A 17695-nucleotide genomic window follows, 5' to 3' on the forward strand; every position below is an offset into this window, starting at 1 on the left:
CACGGGGGACCGCTTCCCCCGCGGCCGGAACGGTGACGAGGAGCTCAGGCGAGCAGACGGTGGAAACGGCGGTAACCGCGCCCGGTACCGCACCGAGAACCCGCATCGCCCCCGACATCTACAATGAGCCGAATCGGAATGTTCACAGAGGTGTCCGTGCTGAAACGCGGGTGTGATGTCCGAGACGACACGAGGATGAAGTCTGTGAACGGAAAACGCGCTGCAGGCGACGGTTCCGAGAACGTGCTCGCGGAGGCGTTCCGTCACGCCCCCGAGCCCATGGCGCTCACCTCGGCCGACGGCGCGGTCACCCACGCCAACCTGGCCTTCGCCGAGCTCCTCGGCGGAGCGGACGCCTGCGGACGGCCCTGGCACGCGCTCCTCGCCGACGCGGACGCCCGGCGCGGCGCCGAGGCCCACGCCCGGGCCCTCGCCGGAGAATGGGGCCGCCGCGCCCGCCTGCGCCTGGCGGTGGCGGACAGGACCGCGCACACGGCCGAGGTCGAGCTGCGCCCGCTGCCGAACCCCGATCCCTCCGGCGCCGTCGCGGTCGTCCTGATGCACGTGCTCTCCCCCGAGGAGACGGACCTGCGTGCCATCGGGGAACTCCGCACCGACAACTCCGACTCCGTCATGTGGAGCCTGGACCTGGACACGAGGCAGCTGCGCGAACTCTTCGGCCCCACCCCGCTCGGCGCCCTCCTGGGAGCCGGGGACCACGATCTCGAACGCCTCATGCAGCGCGTCCACCCCGACGACGTCGCCCGCGTCCGCGACGCCCTGGCCGCCTCCTTCGGCGGACGCGACTACGAGCAGCGCTTCCGCGTCTTCGACCGCCTCGGCGACGAGCGCTCCCTGCACGTGCGCGGTCGCTTCGTCCCCGGTGAGCCCGACCGCCTGGTCGGCATCATCGACGACGTCACCGAGCACGTCCAGCTCGTCCGCCGCCTGGCCGACCGCCGCCGCACCGAGGCCGAGCACGGCCGCCTGGTCACCGAGCTGTCGTCCAAACTGGTCTCGGCCACCACCGTCGACAAGGTCATGGACCTGCTCAGCGAGGAGTTCCTGCCCATCTTCGGGGGATACTTCGCCGTCGCCCTCTACGTCGAGGGAGGCGTGCTGCGCACCTCCCCCAGCACCCGCGCCCGCGGCAACGCCGACAGGATCGACGGGCGCCGCGCCGACGACACCGACTACCCCATGGGCGCGGTCATCCAGGACCGCCAACCGCGCTTCTTCGAGAGCCGCGCCGAGGTCATCAGCCGCTTCCCCGCTGCCGTCGACCTCATGCGCCACGGCGACTCCAAGGCCCAGGCCTGGGCGACCGTACCGATCTTCGGCGACAGCAAGGTCGCCCTCGGCGTCTGGCAGATGGTCTGGGACCGGCCCCACCATGCCAGTCGCGACGAGCGCGCGCTCATGCTCACCTTCGCCGGCCTGGCCGGACAGGCCCTGGAGCGGATCAAGGCGCAGGAGGCCGAGCTGGAGCTGGCCGACGCCGTCCAGCGGCGCATGCTGCCCCGGCAGGTGGCCAGCTTCCCCGACCTGGACATCGCCACCAAGTACCTGCCCTCCCGCGCCGACTGGCGCATCTGCGGCGACTTCTACGACGTCATCGAGCTGCCCGACGACAAGGTCGGCCTCCTGGTCGGCGACGTCCAGGGCCACGGGGTGGAGGCGGCCGCCGCCATGGGCCAGATCCGTGTCGCCTTCCGCGCCTACGCCACCAACCAGTCCGACCCCGGCGTAGTCCTGGGCGAGACCAACCGGCTGCTCACCGAGACCGGCGAGATCGTCTTCGCCACCTGCGGCTACCTCGTCGTCGACCGCGCCGGCGGCGTCATGCAGGCCGCCTGGGCGGGGCAGCCGCCCGTGGTCCTGGCCGACGCCGACGGCTACGAGCTGTGGGAACCGGAGACCGGGCCGCCCCTGGGCGTGCTCCCCGACACCGAGTACACCGTCACCAGCCGCGTCCTGGACCCGGGCACGACCCTGCTGCTGTGCTCCGACGGGCTGGTGGAGAGCACCGAGGTGACCATGGACGCGGGACTGGACCGCGTCGGCCGGGCGCTGAGCGAGCACTGCGAGGACCCCCACGAGGCGGCGGACGTCATCGCCGAGATGGCGCCGGCCGGGCGCGGCGACGACATCGCCCTGCTCATCACCCGCATGGTCCGGACCGAGACCGCGACCTGACCGCCCCGCCCCGCGGCCTACCCTGGACACGTGGCCGAAACACTGTTCGACGACGCCGGAGCCGAAGCCGCCCGGGGGCAGGAGCCGCTTGCCGTACGCATGCGGCCGCGCACCCTCGACGAGGTCGTGGGCCAGCGCCACCTCCTGGGCCGGGGCAGTCCGCTGCGCCGCCTGGTCGAGGACGACGCCCCCATGTCCGTCTTCCTGTGGGGACCTCCGGGGACGGGCAAGACCACCCTGGCCACCGTGGTCAGCCGGGTGACCAAGCGCCGCTTCGTGGAGCTGTCGGCGGTCAACGCGGGCGTCAAGGACGTGCGCGCCGTCGTGGACGAGGCACGGCGCCGCATGGGCATGCACGGCACCCGCACCCTCCTGTTCGTCGACGAGGTCCACCGCTTCAACAAGACCCAGCAGGACGCCCTGCTCCCGGCGGTGGAGAACAGGTGGGTCAGCTTCATCGGCGCCACCACCGAGAACCCCTTCTTCTCCGTGGTCAGCCCGCTGCTCTCACGCTCCCTGCTGCTCACCCTGGAGTCCCTGGACGACACCGACGTCCGCGAGCTGCTGGGTCGGGCGCTCACCGACGAGCGGGGCCTGGCGGGGCGCTACACCCTCACGGAGGAGGCCACCGACCACCTCGTCCGCCTGGCGGGAGGGGACGGCCGCCGCTCCCTGACCTACCTGGAGGCGGCCGCACTGGTGGCGGGGCCCGCCGGCGCGGAACCGGTGGCCGTCACGGAGCAGGACGTCGAGCGGGCCGTGGACCGCCACGCCGTGCGCTACGACCGCTCGGGGGACCAGCACTACGACGTGGTCAGCGCCTTCATCAAGAGCATGCGCGGCAGCGACCCCGACGCCGCCCTGCACTACCTGGCCCGCATGATCGAGGCGGGGGAGGACCCCCGGTTCATCGCCCGCCGCATCGTCGTCCACGCCAGCGAGGACGTGGGCATGGCGGACCCCACCGCGCTCCAGACCGCGGTGGCCGCCGCCCAGGCCGTGGAGCTCATCGGTATGCCCGAGGCCCGCATCAACCTCGCCCAGGCGGTCGTCCACATCAGCCTGGCGCCCAAGTCCAACGCGGTGATCTCGGCCATCGACGCCGCCATCGCCGACGTCCGGGCGGGAAAGGCGGGGCCCGTACCGCTCCACCTGCGCGACGGTCACTACAAGGGAGCCCGCGAGCTCGGCCACGGCAAGGGGTACCGCTACGCCCACGACTACCCCGGAGGAGTGGCACCCCAGCGACACGCGCCCGAGGGGATCGACGGGCGCGAGTACTACAGGCCGACCGGGCACGGCGCCGAGCGGCGCTTCGCCGAGATCCTCGACCGCATCCGCGGCGTCCTCAGAAGCGAGGACTGACGGCGGCCGGCCGGCGGGGCCGGAGGCGGGACAGAGGCCTCAGTCCGTGAAGAGCTCGGTGACCTGCACGATCTCGCGCGGACCCTCGCCCTCCTCCTCGGCGAAGGTGACCTCGACGACCACCACCGGCCCCCAGGACAGGTAGTTGATGAAGTCGGCGCCGGTCAGCTCCCAGGTGCCGCGGCCCTCGTCGTCGATGAAGACGTGCTCGGGCGCGGCACAGAACTTCGCGCACAGCACCTCGGCCTCGGGGGAGATCACCGCCTCGGCGGGCTCCCCGGCCTCGTCCCACTGCTCGGCCCACTCCGTGTGCGCGGGCACGCCCTGGCCGCGCACGGGCTCGTCGTCCCGGTCCACCGGGGTGTAGATCCAAGGGCCCTCCAGGACGTTCTCCTGTTCGGCGGGGTCGAAGCGCACCACCAGCGTCAGCGGATCCTCCTCCGCGGCGGGGCTCGGGGAGGGGTCCTGGGCCGCCGGGACGGCGGGCTCCTCCCGCGATCCCGCACCGAGCACCTGGGAAGCCCCCCACACGGCTCCGCCGACCACGGCCAGCGCGGCGGCCCCCGCGCCCGCCACGACCACGGCCCTGGAGGGGCGGCGGGGGCCGCCGCCCTCCAACCGGATCACACGGGGCACCCGCGGGGGCGGCTCCACGGCGCTCCACTCACGCTCCAGGATGTGTGCCAGCCGCGCGCGGTCGGTCAGGTCGGTGTCGTGGGGGTTCTCCCGCTGCCAGACGGCGATGGCCGCCCCCATCACCTCGTGCAGACTCGGCCGGGCCGAGGGGTCGGGGTCGAGGGCGCGGCCCACCAGCGGCTGCAACCCCTTGGCGAGCCCGGACAGCTCGAACTCCCCGGCGGCGGCCCGGGCGGAGATCTCCTCGGGCTCGCCCGTCCCGAAGGGCAGCCTGCCGGTCCCCGCGAAGGCGACCACGGCGCCCCACGCGAACACGTCCGAGGCCGCGTCGGCCTCCCCGCCCGCAAGCCGCTCGGGGCTCAGCCAGGTGGCACCCGAACCGCGCAGATTCTCCGCCGAGGCGGGAAGCGCGCACTCCATGATGTGCGGGCCCCGCGACTCCAGCAGGACCTCGTCGGGGCGCAGCGAACCGTGCGCCACTCCCCGGGCGTGCAGTGCGGCCAGGCCCTCCGCGAGGCCGGTGGCCAGTGCGATGAGCTTGCCGGTGCCCAGACCGCCGCGCTTGGTCACGTAGTGCGACAGCCGTTCACCTTCCATGTAGGGCAGGAGGATCCACGGCGGGGTGGCCTCGCAGTCGAAGGCCGTCGGGACCACGACGCGCGCGGGATCGACCTGGGAGAGCGCGAGCAGGCGCCGGTTCAGGGCCTCTCTCGCTCCGGGCGACTCCAACTCGGGGGCCTTGAGGACCTTCACCGCGACCAGGCGGTCGCCGGCGGTGGGGGAGGAGGTGTCCACGGCGGCGTAGACCGTGCCGGTCGTACCCTGCCCCATGCGTCCCAGAACCAGATAGGGGCCGATCCGGGCCGGGTCGTCCGGATACAGAGGGGGGAGGTGCTCGGGCACCAGTACGGAGATCTCTCGGGGAGAACGGGGGCTCATAGGTGTCCTGTCCGGGATGTTTAGGAGCCGGTGGGCGGCATGTCCGGACATCGTAGTCAGCTTCTCGGTCCTGGAAGGGTCGAGACCGCGAGCGGGTTCCCGGTCCGGCTGCCGGGTGCATCCTCCCTGCGTCCGGCGCCTTTCTCAAGGGAGGTTACAGGGGACGACGACCGGTGGCCGCACGTGATCTGCGCCGCAGGCCCTCCCACGCCGCGGCGCGTTCACGTGACCGACGACCGGACACGATAGGGTCGGCCGAAACCGGCCCGCGCCGGGGTCCCGCCCGGCAGCTGTCGGGCCCCGGACGGCCAGGCCCCCGAGTTCTCGGCGCGGTGTGCGCGGGGCCGCCACACACCCGAAACAACCCTCTACATCTGCCACGGAGCCCGCATGCTTACCGGAGGAGAGGTCGCCGCGCTCGTCGCCGCGGTGGTCTGGGCGGTGCTCGCCACGTTCATGTGCGTGGCGCTCGTCAAGCTCATCAAGCTCATCAACGAGACCACCAAGGTCGTGTCCGAACTGGGGGAACGCACACCTCCCCTGATGGACGACGTCGCCTCCACGGTCGAACGCGCCAACACGTCGTTGGAGCGGGTCGAGGAGATCACCGCCAACGTGCAGGCCACCTCGGAGGACGTCTCCACCGTGACCGCGCTGACCCGGTCGGTCGTCACCGGACCCCTCGTGCGGGTCGCGTCCCTGTCCTACGGCGTCCGCCGCGTACTGGGGCAGCGCAGGGCGCTGGCCGTGGTCCGCGGCCGTCGGAGGAGGGAGAACCGGTGATCGGCCGCCTGTTCTACCTCGCGGCGGGCGCCGCCCTCGGCGGCTACGCCGTCCATCGTGTCAACCGCGCGCGCCGGGCGCTCACGCCCGGCGGAATCGCCGAGCGCGTCGAAGGGCGCGTCGGTGAGTACCGGGGGGCCCTGAACGAACTCAACGAGGACCTGGCCGCCGCGGTCCGGGAGCAGGAGGAGGAGCTCCTGCGCCGCTACGCCCCGCGGCGGGGCCGGGCCCTTCCCGGGACGCGCGACGCCGGAGAGCTTCCCGGCGGCTGATCCGCGATCTCCCCGGAGGGGGCCGGCCGCCGCCGGCCCCCTCCTGCCGTCCCCGGGCCCTCGCGGGCGCGAAAAGCGGATCCCGGCGGGGGCCGACGGCGATAGCCTTGGAACAACCGGGCCTCCGCCGTTGTCGTCACTACGGCGAGCACCCCGGCCACCGCCTCCGGGCGGTCACCGAGAATCCGCACGCGTTCGCGTGGCGGCCTCCCCCGGAGGGAGGCACGGCCGCGTACCACGAGGTCCCGGTCAGGGACCGACCCGCCGACGGCGGTGTCGAACACAGGAGGGCATCAATGGAGACGGCAGAGATCGCGCGCCGCTTCCTCAGTTTCTTCGAGAAGAACGGACACACCGTGGTGCCCTCGGCAAGCCTGATCGCCGAGGATCCGACACTGCTGCTGGTACCCGCCGGCATGGTCCCGTTCAAGCCCTTCTTCCTCGGGCAGCGCACGCCTCCCTACGACACCGCCACCAGTGTCCAGAAGTGCATCCGGACCAAGGACATCGAAGAGGTCGGCAAGACCTCCCGGCACGCGACCTTCTTCCAGATGCTCGGCAACTTCTCCTTCGGCGACTACTTCAAGGAGAAGGCCATCCCGCTGGCGTGGGAACTGGTCACCACCCCCGTCGAGGACGGCGGCTTCGGCATCGATCCCGACAAGCTGTGGGTGACGGTCTACCTGGAGGACGACGAGGCCGAGCGCATCTGGCGGGAGGTCGTGGGCGTGCGCCCCGAGCGCATCCAGCGCATGGGGATGGAGGAGAACTACTGGTCGATGGGCGTCCCCGGCCCCTGCGGACCCTGCTCCGAGATCTTCTACGACCGCGGTCCCGAGTACGGTGCCGAAGGCGGCCCCCAGGCCGACGAGAACCGCTACATCGAGATCTGGAACCTCGTCTTCATGCAGTACGAGCGGGGCGAGGGCGGCGACAAGACAGGCTTCCCGATCATCGGTGAGCTGCCCAAGAGGAACATCGACACCGGCATGGGCCTGGAGCGGCTCGCGTCGGTCCTGCAGGGCGTCGACAACATCTACGAGACCGACATCATCGGCCGCGTCCTCCGCCGCGCCGCCGAGCTCACCGGCACCCGCTACGGTGACGACAGCGACCAGGACGTCATGCTCCGCGTGGTCGCCGACCACGTGCGCAGCGCCGTCATGCTCGTCGCCGACGGCGTCAAGCCGGGCAACGAGAAGGCCGGGTACGTCCTGCGCCGCATCCTGCGCCGCTCCATCCGCAACCTGCGGCTGCTCTCCGGCAGCGACACCGCCTTCCTGCACGAGCTGACGGCCGTCAGCATCGACGCGATGAAGGACATCTACCCCGACCTGCTCGACAAGGCCGACGTCATCCACGGTGTGATCGACACCGAGGAGAAGAACTTCGCCGAGACCCTGCGGGCCGGCACCGCACTCTTCGGCCGCGTCGCCGAGCGGACCCGGGCCGAGGGCGGCAGCGTCTTCTCCGGCTCCGAGGCCTTCCAGCTCCACGACACCTACGGCTTCCCCATCGACCTCACCCTGGAGATGGCGGCCGAGCAGGGCCTGAGCGTGGACGAGTCCGCCTTCCGCGAGCTGATGCAGAAGCAGCGCGAGACCGCCAAGGCCGACGCCAGGGCCAAGAAGCTCGGCAACGCCGACATCTCCCTGTACGCCCAGCTGCTGGAGGGCGCCGGGGCGACCGACTTCCTCGGCTACTCCGACTCCCGGAGCGAGTCCCGGATCAAGGGAATCGTGGTCGACGGCGCGGCCTCCCCCGCCGCGCGCGAGGGGGAGAGGGTCGAGATCGTCCTGGACAGCACCCCCTTCTACGCCGAGAGCGGCGGACAGCTCGCCGACACCGGCACGCTCAGCGTCGACGGCCGCGGGCTCGTCGACGTCGAGGACGTGCAGAAGCCCCTGCCGGGCCTGTTCGTCCACCGGGGCACGGTGCGCTCCGGCGAGATCGCTCTCGAGGACACCGTGCACGCCTCGATCGACACCGACCGCCGCCACGCGATCGAACGCTCCCACTCGGCGACCCACCTCATCCACTCCGCGCTGCGCAACGCGCTCGGCCCCACCGCCGGCCAGGCGGGGTCGGAGAACCGGCCGGGGCACCTGCGCTTCGACTTCACCGCCGACAACGCGCTGGGCGGCGAGCGCCTGGCCGAGGTCGAGGAGGAGGTCAACACCGTCCTCGCCCGCGACATCGAGGTCCAGACGCAGGAGCGGGGCCTGGAGGAGGCGCTGCGGATGGGCGCCATGGCCATGTTCGGCGAGAAGTACGGTGACCGCGTGCGCGTGGTCGAGATGAGCGACTACTCCGTCGAACTGTGCGGCGGCACCCACGTGCCCTCCACCGCCCGACTGGGCATCGTCAAGCTGCTGGGGGAGTCCTCCATCGGCTCGGGTGTGCGCCGTGTCGAGGCCGCCGTGGGCGCGGACGCCTTCCGCCGCCTCTCCCGCGAGTCCGCGCTCGTGGGGCAGCTCTCGGAACAGCTCAAGACTCCGCGCGAGGAGCTGCCCGAGCGGATCGACGCCATGGTCTCCCGGCTGCGCACCGCGGAGAAGGAGATCGAGCGCCTGCGCGCCGCACAGGTGCTCCAGGCCGCCGGCTCCATCGCCGAGGGCGCGCGGCGCCACGGGTCCGCACTGGTGGTCGCCCAGGCGGCACCCGAGGGCACGAGCGGCGACGACCTGCGCAAGCTCGTCCTCGACGTGCGCGGGCGCCTGGGCGAGGACGAACCCGTGGTCGTGGCGATGACCGCGGTCCCCAAGGACCGCCCCGTGGTCGTGATCGCCGTGAACAAGGCGGGGCAGAAGGCCGGTGTCAAGGCCGGCGAACTGGTGGGTGTGGCGGCCCGCGTGCTCGGCGGCGGTGGCGGTGGCAAGCCCGACATCGCCCAGGGCGGTGGCAGCGACGCCGGCAAGGTGGACGAGGCCCTGCGTGCCGTCGAGGCGCGGGTGGCCTCCGCCTGAACCGTGAACGGGGGCGGCCGCCGGAATTCCGGCGGCCGCCGACACCCGGGCACGGAAATCCATCTGATCACGCAGCGGATTGTAAAGTTACCTTCCGTGACTTCGTCGGTGTTCTCGGTGGTGCCCGGTCCTCGTGCCGGAGCATCCGTGAGGCGCGCCGCCCGTTCGGGTGCCCGAAACGGATCTTCGGGCGATTCGGGAAGGTATCGCGGTGATCTACACTCTGATGAAGAAAGTCCGTCCCCGAGGGACGGGCGCATGCCCCCGGCCGACCCCCTGAGCGCCGTCGACGAGGCGCCGAGGCTGCACCTGGTCGTCGAATCGGGCATACTGTGGCGCGTCGCAGCCGATCACAGGGCTGTCTGCGCGGAACTTCCCGCGATCCCACCTGATGAACAGGACCACCGTGTTGAGGATTTTCCCACCGCGGTGCTGTGCTCCCGACGGCACGGCCCGCCCGCGTCGCGTCCCCGGACCGGGGGGGAGTTCCTCGTGAGGCACGGTGTACGCCTGGCCGTCGACCCCGGCAACGCCCGCATCGGCGTTGCCGTCAGCGACCCCGCCGGTATGCTCGCCACCCCGGTCGAGACCGTCCCGCGCGGCAAGGGGGACCGGCAGCGCATCGCCCTGCTGGTCCTGGAACGCGAAGCACGGGAAGTCATTGTGGGTTACCCTGCCTCACTGTCCGGGAAAGAGGGGCCTGCGGCCCGCTCCGCACGGGAGTTCGCGGCGGAGCTCGCGGAGCTCCTCCACCCCGTCCCCGTCCGCCTGGTCGACGAACGCCTCACCACCGTGACCGCGCAGGGCCAGCTGCTCTCCGGAGCCTCCTTCGGCAAGAAGGGTGCGAAGGGTGGGCGTGCCCGCCGAACAGTCATCGACCAGGCGGCGGCAACCGTGCTCCTCCAGAGCGCCTTGGACCAGGAACGGTCGACAGGCCGGCCCCCGGGCGAGACCGTCCGCTCCAGCCAGGGAGAATCATGAACGACAGGGATGACTACCCCGACGATCCCTATCGTGGACGTGCCGGTCGCGGACGCGGCTACGACTACGACCCGCTCGGTGACCCGCTGCCCGCACCGCCCTCGCGCGGGCGCCGGGCCAGGCCCGACTCCTGGGAGGACGCTCCGTCCGCCGGCGGACGGGGAGACGGCTACGACCCTCTCGGTCCGGGCGGCCCCCAGAACACCGGCTCCCCCCGGCCACCCCGGCGCGGAGGCGCCGCCGACGCGCTGCGCGGCAGCCGTGCGGCGCGTTCGGGCGGGGGACACCTTTACGAGACCGGCTCCCACCAGCGCCCCGTGCCACCGTCGCAGCCCGCGGGCGGTGACGCGACCCAGGACGCGCTCGCCGCTCTGGAGGGCCTCGGCGAGCCCGCCTCCGCGGCGCCCGCACCCGCACGCCCCGAGGAGGAGACTCCCCGCCGCGGGCGACGGGCACGGGCCGAGCAGGAGCCAGAGGCCCCGCCGGCGCCCGAGCAGGACGAGCCCCGCTCCCGCCGCGGCCGCCGTGCGTCGGCCCAGGACGACACCGGCGGGCGCCGCCGCTCCCGCCGCGGCCGCCGCGACGAGCCGGTCGGCGGTTTCCTGGACGACGCCCCCGAGGCCGACGACGTGTTCGACACCGGCTCGTTCCCGGGTGTGCACACCTCCGCCGACACCGGCGCCTTCGCCGCCGTTCCCCCTCCGTCGAAGGGGCGCAGCCGCCGCGGCCGCTCCGAGCCGGAGGAAGAGCTCCCCGAGACGCCCTCCCGTCGCGGAGGCCGGCGTCGGCGCGGTGCCGCCGAGGAGCTTCCCGAGGACAGCGGTGAGTTCCGCCAGGACGCCGAACCGAGGGGCCGCCGTGCCCGCCGCGGCCGCGACGACCACGAGGCGCCCGCACCGGCAGAGGCGCTCCCCGACGAGGAAACCGAGGACGTTCCGGAGGAGCCCCGCAGCCGCAGGCGCGGCGGCGGCCGCCGCCGGCGCGGTGCCGCCGAGGCCCCCGTCGAGAAGGCCGCCGACGACGAGACCCGGGGAGGGCGCCGGCGCGGGCGCCGCGAGGAGCCCGAGGAGCCCGAGGAGGAGTACGACTACGAGGAGCCCGGTCTCGCCGAGATCGCCGAGGCCTACGGCGGCGGCCGCAAGCGCCGGAAGAAGGCCAAGGAGCTCAAGAAGGCCCGTGAGGCCCACCGCCGGGCCGCCTCGGGCCGGGGGCCCCGCGGCAAGGGGATGATGATCCTCCTCTGCCTGGCCCTCGTCATCGTCGTCGGAGGCGGTGGTTACACCGTCCTGCGCACCTACGTCTTCCCCGCCGACTTCAGCGGCGAGGGCACCGACGAGGTCGTCTTCGTCATCGAGGAGCAGCAGAGCGGCCTCACCGTCGGGGAGAACCTCACCGATCTCGGTGTCGTCGCCAGCCCCCGGGCGTTCACCAACGCCCTGGAGTCCCTGTCCCCGGATGAGCTGGGCAACGGCCTGACCCCCGGAACCTACTCGCTGGCCCTGGGCATGAGCGCCGACAGCGCGGTGCGCGCCCTGCTCGACCCGGCCAACCGCATCGAGGGCAGGATCACCTTCAAGGAGGGTCTGCGCAACGAGCAGATCCTGGAGATCCTGGCCGAGTCCACAGGCGCGAGCCTGGAGGATCTCCAGGCGGCGCACGCCCGTACCGAGGAGCTCAACCTCCCCGACTACGCCACCCAGGGACCGGCGGGCTACCTGTTCCCCGCCACCTACCGCTTCGAGTCCGACACAGAACCGCTGTCGATGCTGCTCGCCATGACCGCCAAGTTCCACGAGGTCGCCGAGGAGATCCAGCTGGAGGAGCGGGCCGCGGCAGCGGGCTACGACCCCAACGAGATCATGGCGATCGCCTCCATCATCCAGGCGGAGAGCGGTGGCGAGGAGGACATGCCGAAGATCTCCGCGGTCATCCACAACCGCCTCGAGCAGGACATGATGCTGCAGATGGACAGCACCTGCTTCTACGCCATCGGCGAATACGGCATCGCCCTGAACAACGAGCAGCGACTCAAGTGCGAGGCCGACACCAGCGGCTTCGACACCTACCACAAGAAGGGTCTGATCCCCGGCCCCTTCGTGGCTCCCGGACAGGCCGCCATCGAGGCCGCGCTGGAGCCTGCCGACGCCGATTACCTGTACTTCGTGGCCACCGACCCCGAGGCCGGTGTCACCGAGTTCACCGGCGACTACCAGGAGTTCCTCCTGCTCAAGGAGAAGTTCGAGGAGACCTGGATGGGCGGCGGGGAGTGAGGCGCGCCGCGGTCCTGGGCTCACCGGTGTCCCACTCCCTCTCCCCGGTCCTGCACACCGCGGCCTACGAGGAGATGGGGCTGGCGGACCGCTGGTCCTACGGCATGCACGAGTGCGGCGAGGAGGGCCTGGGGCCCTTCCTCGCCGGCCTCGGCGGCGAATGGGCCGGGCTGTCCCTGACCATGCCCCTCAAGCGTCGGGCCCTGGAGCTGTCCGACACGGTCGACGACCTGGCCGTCCGCGTGGGCGGGGTCAACACCATGGTCCGCCGCGGCGGGGGGTGGACCGGCAGCAACACCGACGTCGAGGGGATCGTGGTCGCCCTCACCGAGGCGGGGATCGGCTCCCCCCGCAGCGCCACCGTCCTGGGCGCGGGGGCCACGGCCGCCTCGGTGCTGGCCGCGCTGCGGGAGCTGGGGCCGGTCGCGCCGGTCACCGTGCTCGCCCGTGACACCGGGCGCACGGGCGAGGTGGCCGCGGCCGCCCGGCGGCTCGGCTCCGTGCTGGAGATCGCGCCCCTGGCGGAGCTGGAGCGCCACCTCGATGTGGACCTGGTGGTCTCCTCGCTGCCCTCGGGCGCGGCCGACCGCCACGCCGACGCTCTGGCCGAGTGCGGGGCCGACCTGTTCGACGTCGTCTACTCGCCCTGGCCCACCCCGGCGGCCGAGGCCGTCGCGGCCCGCGGCCGGCGCGTGGTCGGCGGCTTCCCGATGCTGCTGCACCAGGCCGCGGCCCAGGTCAGGCTGATGACCGGGACCGAGGAGGTCCCGGTGGAGGCGATGCGCGCGGCCGGCGAGGCCGAGCTCGCCCGCCGCTCGGCCCGCTGACACGGGACTGCCCGGCCCGGCGGGCCCGCACTGCTGATAGTATGAGGAGACGACTTGGACCGGTGTGCCTGCCACACCGGGACCGCAAGCGGAGGTGATCCTCCCACCTGCCGGGCTCGGCCCGCGCAGGTCGACAGGTCGGACGAGCGCGTCGCGTCGTGAGCCCGGGCATCCGTCCCTGGTCCTTCGCTGCGTGTCCTTCGCCGTCCGTCGGATCGACCCCGCTTGCACGTACCGGCGGGGTTTTCGCTTTTTGGGAAGACCCCGGCCCGGCCGGAGAGCCCCACGGGTGATCCGGCCGAACAGGCCGCCCACCGTCCGGAGGGCGGCCGGTCCCAGGTAATCCGATAAAGCTAGGGAGGGGTCTCATCAGCGCCGAGCCCCGCATCAATGACCGCATCCGGGTGCCCGAGGTCCGTCTTGTCGGGCCCAACGGCGAGCAGGTCGGAATCGTCTCCGTGCAGGACGCCCTGCGTCTGGCCCAGGAGTCCGACCTCGACCTCGTCGAGGTCGCGCCGACCGCGCGCCCGCCGGTCGCCAAGCTGATGGACTACGGCAAGTTCAAGTACGAGTCCGCGGTCAAGGCCCGCGAGGCCCGTAAGAACCAGTCGAACACGATCATCAAGGAGATCAAGCTCCGCCCGAAGATCGACCCGCACGACTACGAGACCAAGAAGGGTCACGTCGTGCGGTTCCTCAAGAGCGGGGACAAGGTCAAGGTGACGATCATGTTCCGCGGCCGCGAGCAGTCCCGTCCCGAACTGGGCCGCCGCCTTCTGGCGCGCCTGGCCGAGGACGTCAAGGACCTTGGCACGGTGGAATCGCAGCCCAAGCAGGACGGCCGCAACATGGTCATGGTGATCGGTCCGCACAAGCGGCGGTCCGAGCACAAGGCCGAGGCCCGCGCGGCGGCGGGGGACAAGGCCCGCCGCGAGCAGAGCGAAGAGGCCTAGCGGTTCGAGGGGAAGTCCCCCACCGCCCGGCCGACCGGACGGGTGGTGGGGAGGGCTGTGCCCGTGCAGCCCCGACTTGTGTTGTATTTGGCGCGCAGAGGTCCCGCCATAGCACCAGCCGTGTCCTCCGCCACATGCGGAGGGTACGCCGACGGAGTAGGAGACGACGGCGACATGCCGAAGAACAAGACCCACAGTGGGGCCAAGGACCGCTTCAAGGTCACCGGCTCCGGCAAGATCATGCGCCGCCGTGCCAACAAGAACCACATCCTTGAGCACAAGACCTCCAAGCGCAAGCGCAAGCTGAGCAACGAGGCGGTGCTGTCGCCCGCGGACACGAAGTTCATCAAGAAGCTTCTCGGCAAGTAGTCCGCAGAACCTTCCCCTCCCCCCGGGAGGACCCGCGTCCCCGGCTCGGCCGGAGCGGTGAGGGCTTCCGGGAGGGATCAGTCAGAAGCGAGAACGGCCGCCGGGCTCTGCGGAGCCGGGCCGGTCGGCGCGCCCTGCGCGCCGGAACACACAAGAGGGAGTCACAGTGGCACGCGTGAAGCGGGCTCTCAACGCCAAGAAGAAGCGCAAGGTCGTCCTCGACCGGGCGAGCGGCTACCGCGGTCAGCGTTCGCGCCTGTACCGCAAGGCCAAGGAGCAGATGCTCCACTCGATGACCTACGCCTACCGCGACCGCAAGGACCGCAAGGGCCAGTTCCGTCGTCTGTGGATCCAGCGCATCAACGCCGCCTCCCGCGCCAACGGCCTCACCTACAACCGTTTCATGCAGGGCCTGAAGCTGGCCGGCATCGAGGTCGACCGCCGCATGCTCGCCGAGCTGGCCGTCAACGACGAGGCCGCCTTCGCCACCCTGGTGGAGACCGCCAAGAAGGCCCTCCCCGCCGAGGCCTAGGACGGACAGCGATGGCGAGCCACGAGTTCACGAGTATCCGCTCACCCAGGATCAAGGGGGTTCGGCGGCTCGCCAAGCGCACCTTCCGCCAACGCGAGCGACGTTTCCTCGCCGAAGGGCCCCAGGCAGTGCGTGAGGCCCTGGCCGCGGCGAGCGGCCAGGGGCGGTCCCCGTACAGAGGGGCCGCCCCCGGGGTCGTCGAGGTGTATGCCACGGCCGAGGCCGTGCAACGCCACCGCGACCTGGTGGACGCCGCCCACGCGGCGGGTGTCCCCACCCACCGGGTCAGCCTGGATGTGATGTCCGAGCTGACTCAGACCGTCACCCCGCAGGGCGTCATCGCCGTCTGCGAGTTCGTCGACGTCCCCCTCGAGAGCATCGGCGACATCCGGCTGGCGGTCGTCCTCTCCCACGTCCGCGACCCCGGCAACGCCGGGACGGTGCTGCGCACGGCGGACGCCGCCGGCGCCGACGTGGTCGTCTTCACCGACGCCTCCGTCGATCCCTACAACGGCAAGTGCGTGCGCGCCTCCGCCGGAAGCCTCTTCCACCTTCCCGTCGTCGTGGGCGCCTCCGCGGCGAGCGCCGTCGATTTCCTGCGCGGTCAGGGTGCGCGGGTCTGGGCCGCCGACGGCGGCGGTACCCGGGACCTGCACGAGGTCGCCGACGGCGGCGATCTGGACGGCCCGGTGGGCTGGGTCTTCGGCAACGAGGCCTGGGGGCTGCCGGAGGAGACCGTCCGCCTCACCGACGGAGCGGTCAGCGTTCCGATCTACGGCGGGGCCGAAAGCCTGAATCTGGCCACTGCGGCCGCGGTGTGCCTCTACACCACCGCGCGCCAGCAGAGGCGCCGTGCACCTTCCTAGCCAAATGCACGTGCACGCGGCCTGAGTGCCGATAGGGTCGAAGAAGCAGGATCACAGCGGTCGGGCACCTTCGCGCGCGACCGCTGCTCGGCCTTACCCGTATTCCGGGTCGGACGCCGAGCGGCCCGTCCCCGTCCGGCAGACTGGGCACTGTTTCGTGAACGGGTACCGCGCGGGCGGGCCGTCGAATCCTGTTCCCGGGGCACGGGGCGAGGAGGACTCCTACGCTCTCCTGTCGGGCGTCCGTATCCCGGGGCAAGGCGTACCAGGTGTAAGTGCAGGGTAGACAACCTGCGGTGGCGTCCACGGGTGGTGTCACCACCGGTCAGCGGTCCTCGGCACGAGGCCTGCGGTCGTGGACCTTCAACGGGAGCGGAGAGAGGCGTGGGCAGCGGCCGGCAGGTGGATCACCCGGTGGAGGGCGGGGGAGCGGTACTTCCCCGCAGCACCCCCTCGGCCGACGGCGCCGGAGGCGGCACCGGGCGGTCCCAGGCCTCCCTGTGGGACATCGACGGGGCCTCCGCCGTCTCGGGGAACGCCTCCCTGCACGCCGACGACCTGCCCGACGGTGTCCTCGTGGCCGACGCGCGCGGCCGGGTCGTCCTCTTCAACGCCCAGGCCGCCCAGCTGACCGGAATTCCCGCGGAGAGCGCCCTGGGCGGTGACTACCGGGCCGCACTGCCCCTGGTGGGGGCGGACGGCAACGACTGGTGGGAGGCCAGCGATCCCTACGGGGGCGACCGCTCCCGCACCCGCCAGACCGAGCGCGCCGTCTACCTGCCCGACGAGCGGGAGATCCTCGTCGCGGCCCGCTACGTGCGCGCCCGGCCCGGTGGCGAGCTCGTCCGCCTCGTCGTCACCCTCAGGGACGCCTCCACCAGGGCCGAGCGCAGCCGCGCCGACCTGGTCTCGGAGGTCGCCCACGAGCTGCGCTCCCCGCTGACCAGTGTCAAGGGGTTCACCTCGACGCTGCTCACCAAATGGGAGCGGCTCACCGAGAAGCAGAAGATCTTCATGCTGGAGACGGTCAACGCCGATGCCGACCGCGTGACCCGCCTCATCCACGACCTCCTCGACGTCTCCCGCATCGAGTCGGGGCGCCTGGAGCTGCGCCGCCAGGTGGTCGACCTCACCGAGGCCGTGCGCAGGGTCGTCGCCGGTCGCGTCGCCGCGGGCGAGTCGGAGGAGCGCTTCCGGGTCGAGACCCGCGGTGAGCTCCCGCAGATGTGGCTCGACCCGGACAAGATCGAGCAGATCGTCACCAACCTCGTGGAAAACGGGGTACGGCACGGCGCTGGTACTGTCAGTATCGTGATCGAGCCGTGTGAGGAGGGAGCAGCGGTGTCGGTGCGCGACGAGGGCCAGGGCATAGCGCCCGAGACCATTCCGCGCGTCTTCCGCCAGTTCTGGCGCAGCAAGCGCCGGAGCGGGACCGGCCTCGGGCTGTTCATCGTCAAGGGCCTCGTTGAGGCCCACGGCGGCACGATCACCGTGGGACGCGCCCCCAGCGGCGGTGCCGAGTTCCGATTTACCATGCCCGCCGGGGCGCCCGAGTTCGTCTGAGCACGTCAGACCCTCCAGCACCCCCGGTGGGCTTCACGGCGTGTCCGGATCCCGCAGCGGAGAATCCCCCGGGCACCGCCCGACATCCTGCCTGTGCTTTTCCTGTCGGCTTGGTCCGCCTCCGGCGGACCGTGACTGCCGTGCGCTCCCGTGCCTTCTCCGTGCGGGGGCTGAGCG

14 protein-coding genes are annotated in these 17695 nt (G+C 72.0%); 13 read left to right on the top strand and 1 reads right to left on the bottom strand.

Annotated features, from left to right (window positions below; all coding sequences use genetic code 11):
• The first annotated feature begins 195 nt into the window (after positions 1–195).
• Positions 196–2196 (top strand): SpoIIE family protein phosphatase, encoded by a 2001-nt coding sequence (locus tag FHS13_RS06455; protein ID WP_184289015.1) that lies wholly within the window; start codon positions 196–198, stop codon positions 2194–2196.
• Between the two features lie 30 nt (positions 2197–2226).
• Positions 2227–3561, top strand: a complete 1335-nt coding sequence (locus tag FHS13_RS06460) for an AAA family ATPase (protein WP_184289018.1) — start codon at positions 2227–2229, stop codon at positions 3559–3561.
• Between the two features lie 39 nt (positions 3562–3600).
• On the opposite strand, the gene FHS13_RS06465 is transcribed toward FHS13_RS06460, so the two are convergent.
• Positions 3601–5136, bottom strand: a complete 1536-nt coding sequence (locus tag FHS13_RS06465; protein ID WP_184289021.1) for a serine/threonine-protein kinase — start codon at positions 5134–5136, stop codon at positions 3601–3603.
• A 390-nt stretch (positions 5137–5526) separates the two neighbouring features.
• Between FHS13_RS06465 and FHS13_RS06470 the strand changes: the two genes are divergently transcribed.
• The 11 genes from FHS13_RS06470 (at position 5527) to FHS13_RS06520 (ending at position 17518) form a co-directional block, all read left to right on the top strand.
• A complete protein-coding gene (locus tag FHS13_RS06470) occupies positions 5527–5919 on the top strand; it encodes a DUF948 domain-containing protein (protein ID WP_184289024.1) in 393 nt (130 codons plus the stop codon).
• Positions 5916–6191, top strand: coding sequence for a hypothetical protein (locus FHS13_RS06475; RefSeq protein ID WP_184289028.1), 276 nt, complete (start codon positions 5916–5918; stop codon positions 6189–6191). Before FHS13_RS06470 ends, FHS13_RS06475 begins: the two co-directional genes overlap by 4 nt.
• A gap of 296 nt (positions 6192–6487) precedes the next feature.
• A complete protein-coding gene (alaS, locus tag FHS13_RS06480) occupies positions 6488–9157 on the top strand; it encodes an alanine--tRNA ligase (protein ID WP_184289031.1) in 2670 nt (889 codons plus the stop codon).
• A gap of 492 nt (positions 9158–9649) precedes the next feature.
• On the top strand, positions 9650–10138 hold the full coding sequence (ruvX, locus tag FHS13_RS06485; protein ID WP_184289034.1) for a Holliday junction resolvase RuvX: 489 nt from the start codon (positions 9650–9652) through the stop codon (positions 10136–10138).
• Positions 10135–12408 (top strand): endolytic transglycosylase MltG, encoded by a 2274-nt coding sequence (mltG, locus tag FHS13_RS06490; RefSeq protein ID WP_184289037.1) that lies wholly within the window; start codon positions 10135–10137, stop codon positions 12406–12408. The genes ruvX and mltG overlap by 4 nt, the downstream gene beginning before the upstream one ends.
• Complete coding sequence (locus FHS13_RS06495; protein WP_184289040.1) at positions 12405–13235, top strand: shikimate dehydrogenase; 831 nt, start codon at positions 12405–12407, stop codon at positions 13233–13235. The genes mltG and FHS13_RS06495 overlap by 4 nt, the downstream gene beginning before the upstream one ends.
• 386 nt (positions 13236–13621) lie before the next feature.
• On the top strand, positions 13622–14188 hold the full coding sequence (infC, locus tag FHS13_RS06500; protein ID WP_343064929.1) for a translation initiation factor IF-3: 567 nt from the start codon (positions 13622–13624) through the stop codon (positions 14186–14188).
• Positions 14189–14362: 174 nt separating this feature from the next.
• Positions 14363–14557, top strand: coding sequence for a 50S ribosomal protein L35 (gene rpmI, locus FHS13_RS06505; protein ID WP_184289043.1), 195 nt, complete (start codon positions 14363–14365; stop codon positions 14555–14557).
• 166 nt (positions 14558–14723) lie between these two features.
• Positions 14724–15089: a 50S ribosomal protein L20 gene (gene rplT, locus FHS13_RS06510; RefSeq protein ID WP_184289046.1), complete on the top strand. Its 366-nt coding sequence runs from the start codon at positions 14724–14726 to the stop codon at positions 15087–15089.
• Between the two features lie 11 nt (positions 15090–15100).
• The gene (locus FHS13_RS06515) at positions 15101–15955 is read left to right on the top strand and encodes a TrmH family RNA methyltransferase (protein WP_184289049.1); all 855 of its coding nucleotides are present in this window, start codon (positions 15101–15103) and stop codon (positions 15953–15955) included.
• Between the two features lie 384 nt (positions 15956–16339).
• Entirely contained in the window at positions 16340–17518 is a 1179-nt protein-coding gene (locus tag FHS13_RS06520) for an ATP-binding protein (protein WP_184289052.1), read from the top strand.
• Positions 17519–17695: the final 177 nt, after the last annotated feature.

It is taken from the genome of Nocardiopsis algeriensis, assembly GCF_014203695.1.
Lineage (GTDB): Bacteria > Actinomycetota > Actinomycetes > Streptosporangiales > Streptosporangiaceae > Nocardiopsis > Nocardiopsis algeriensis.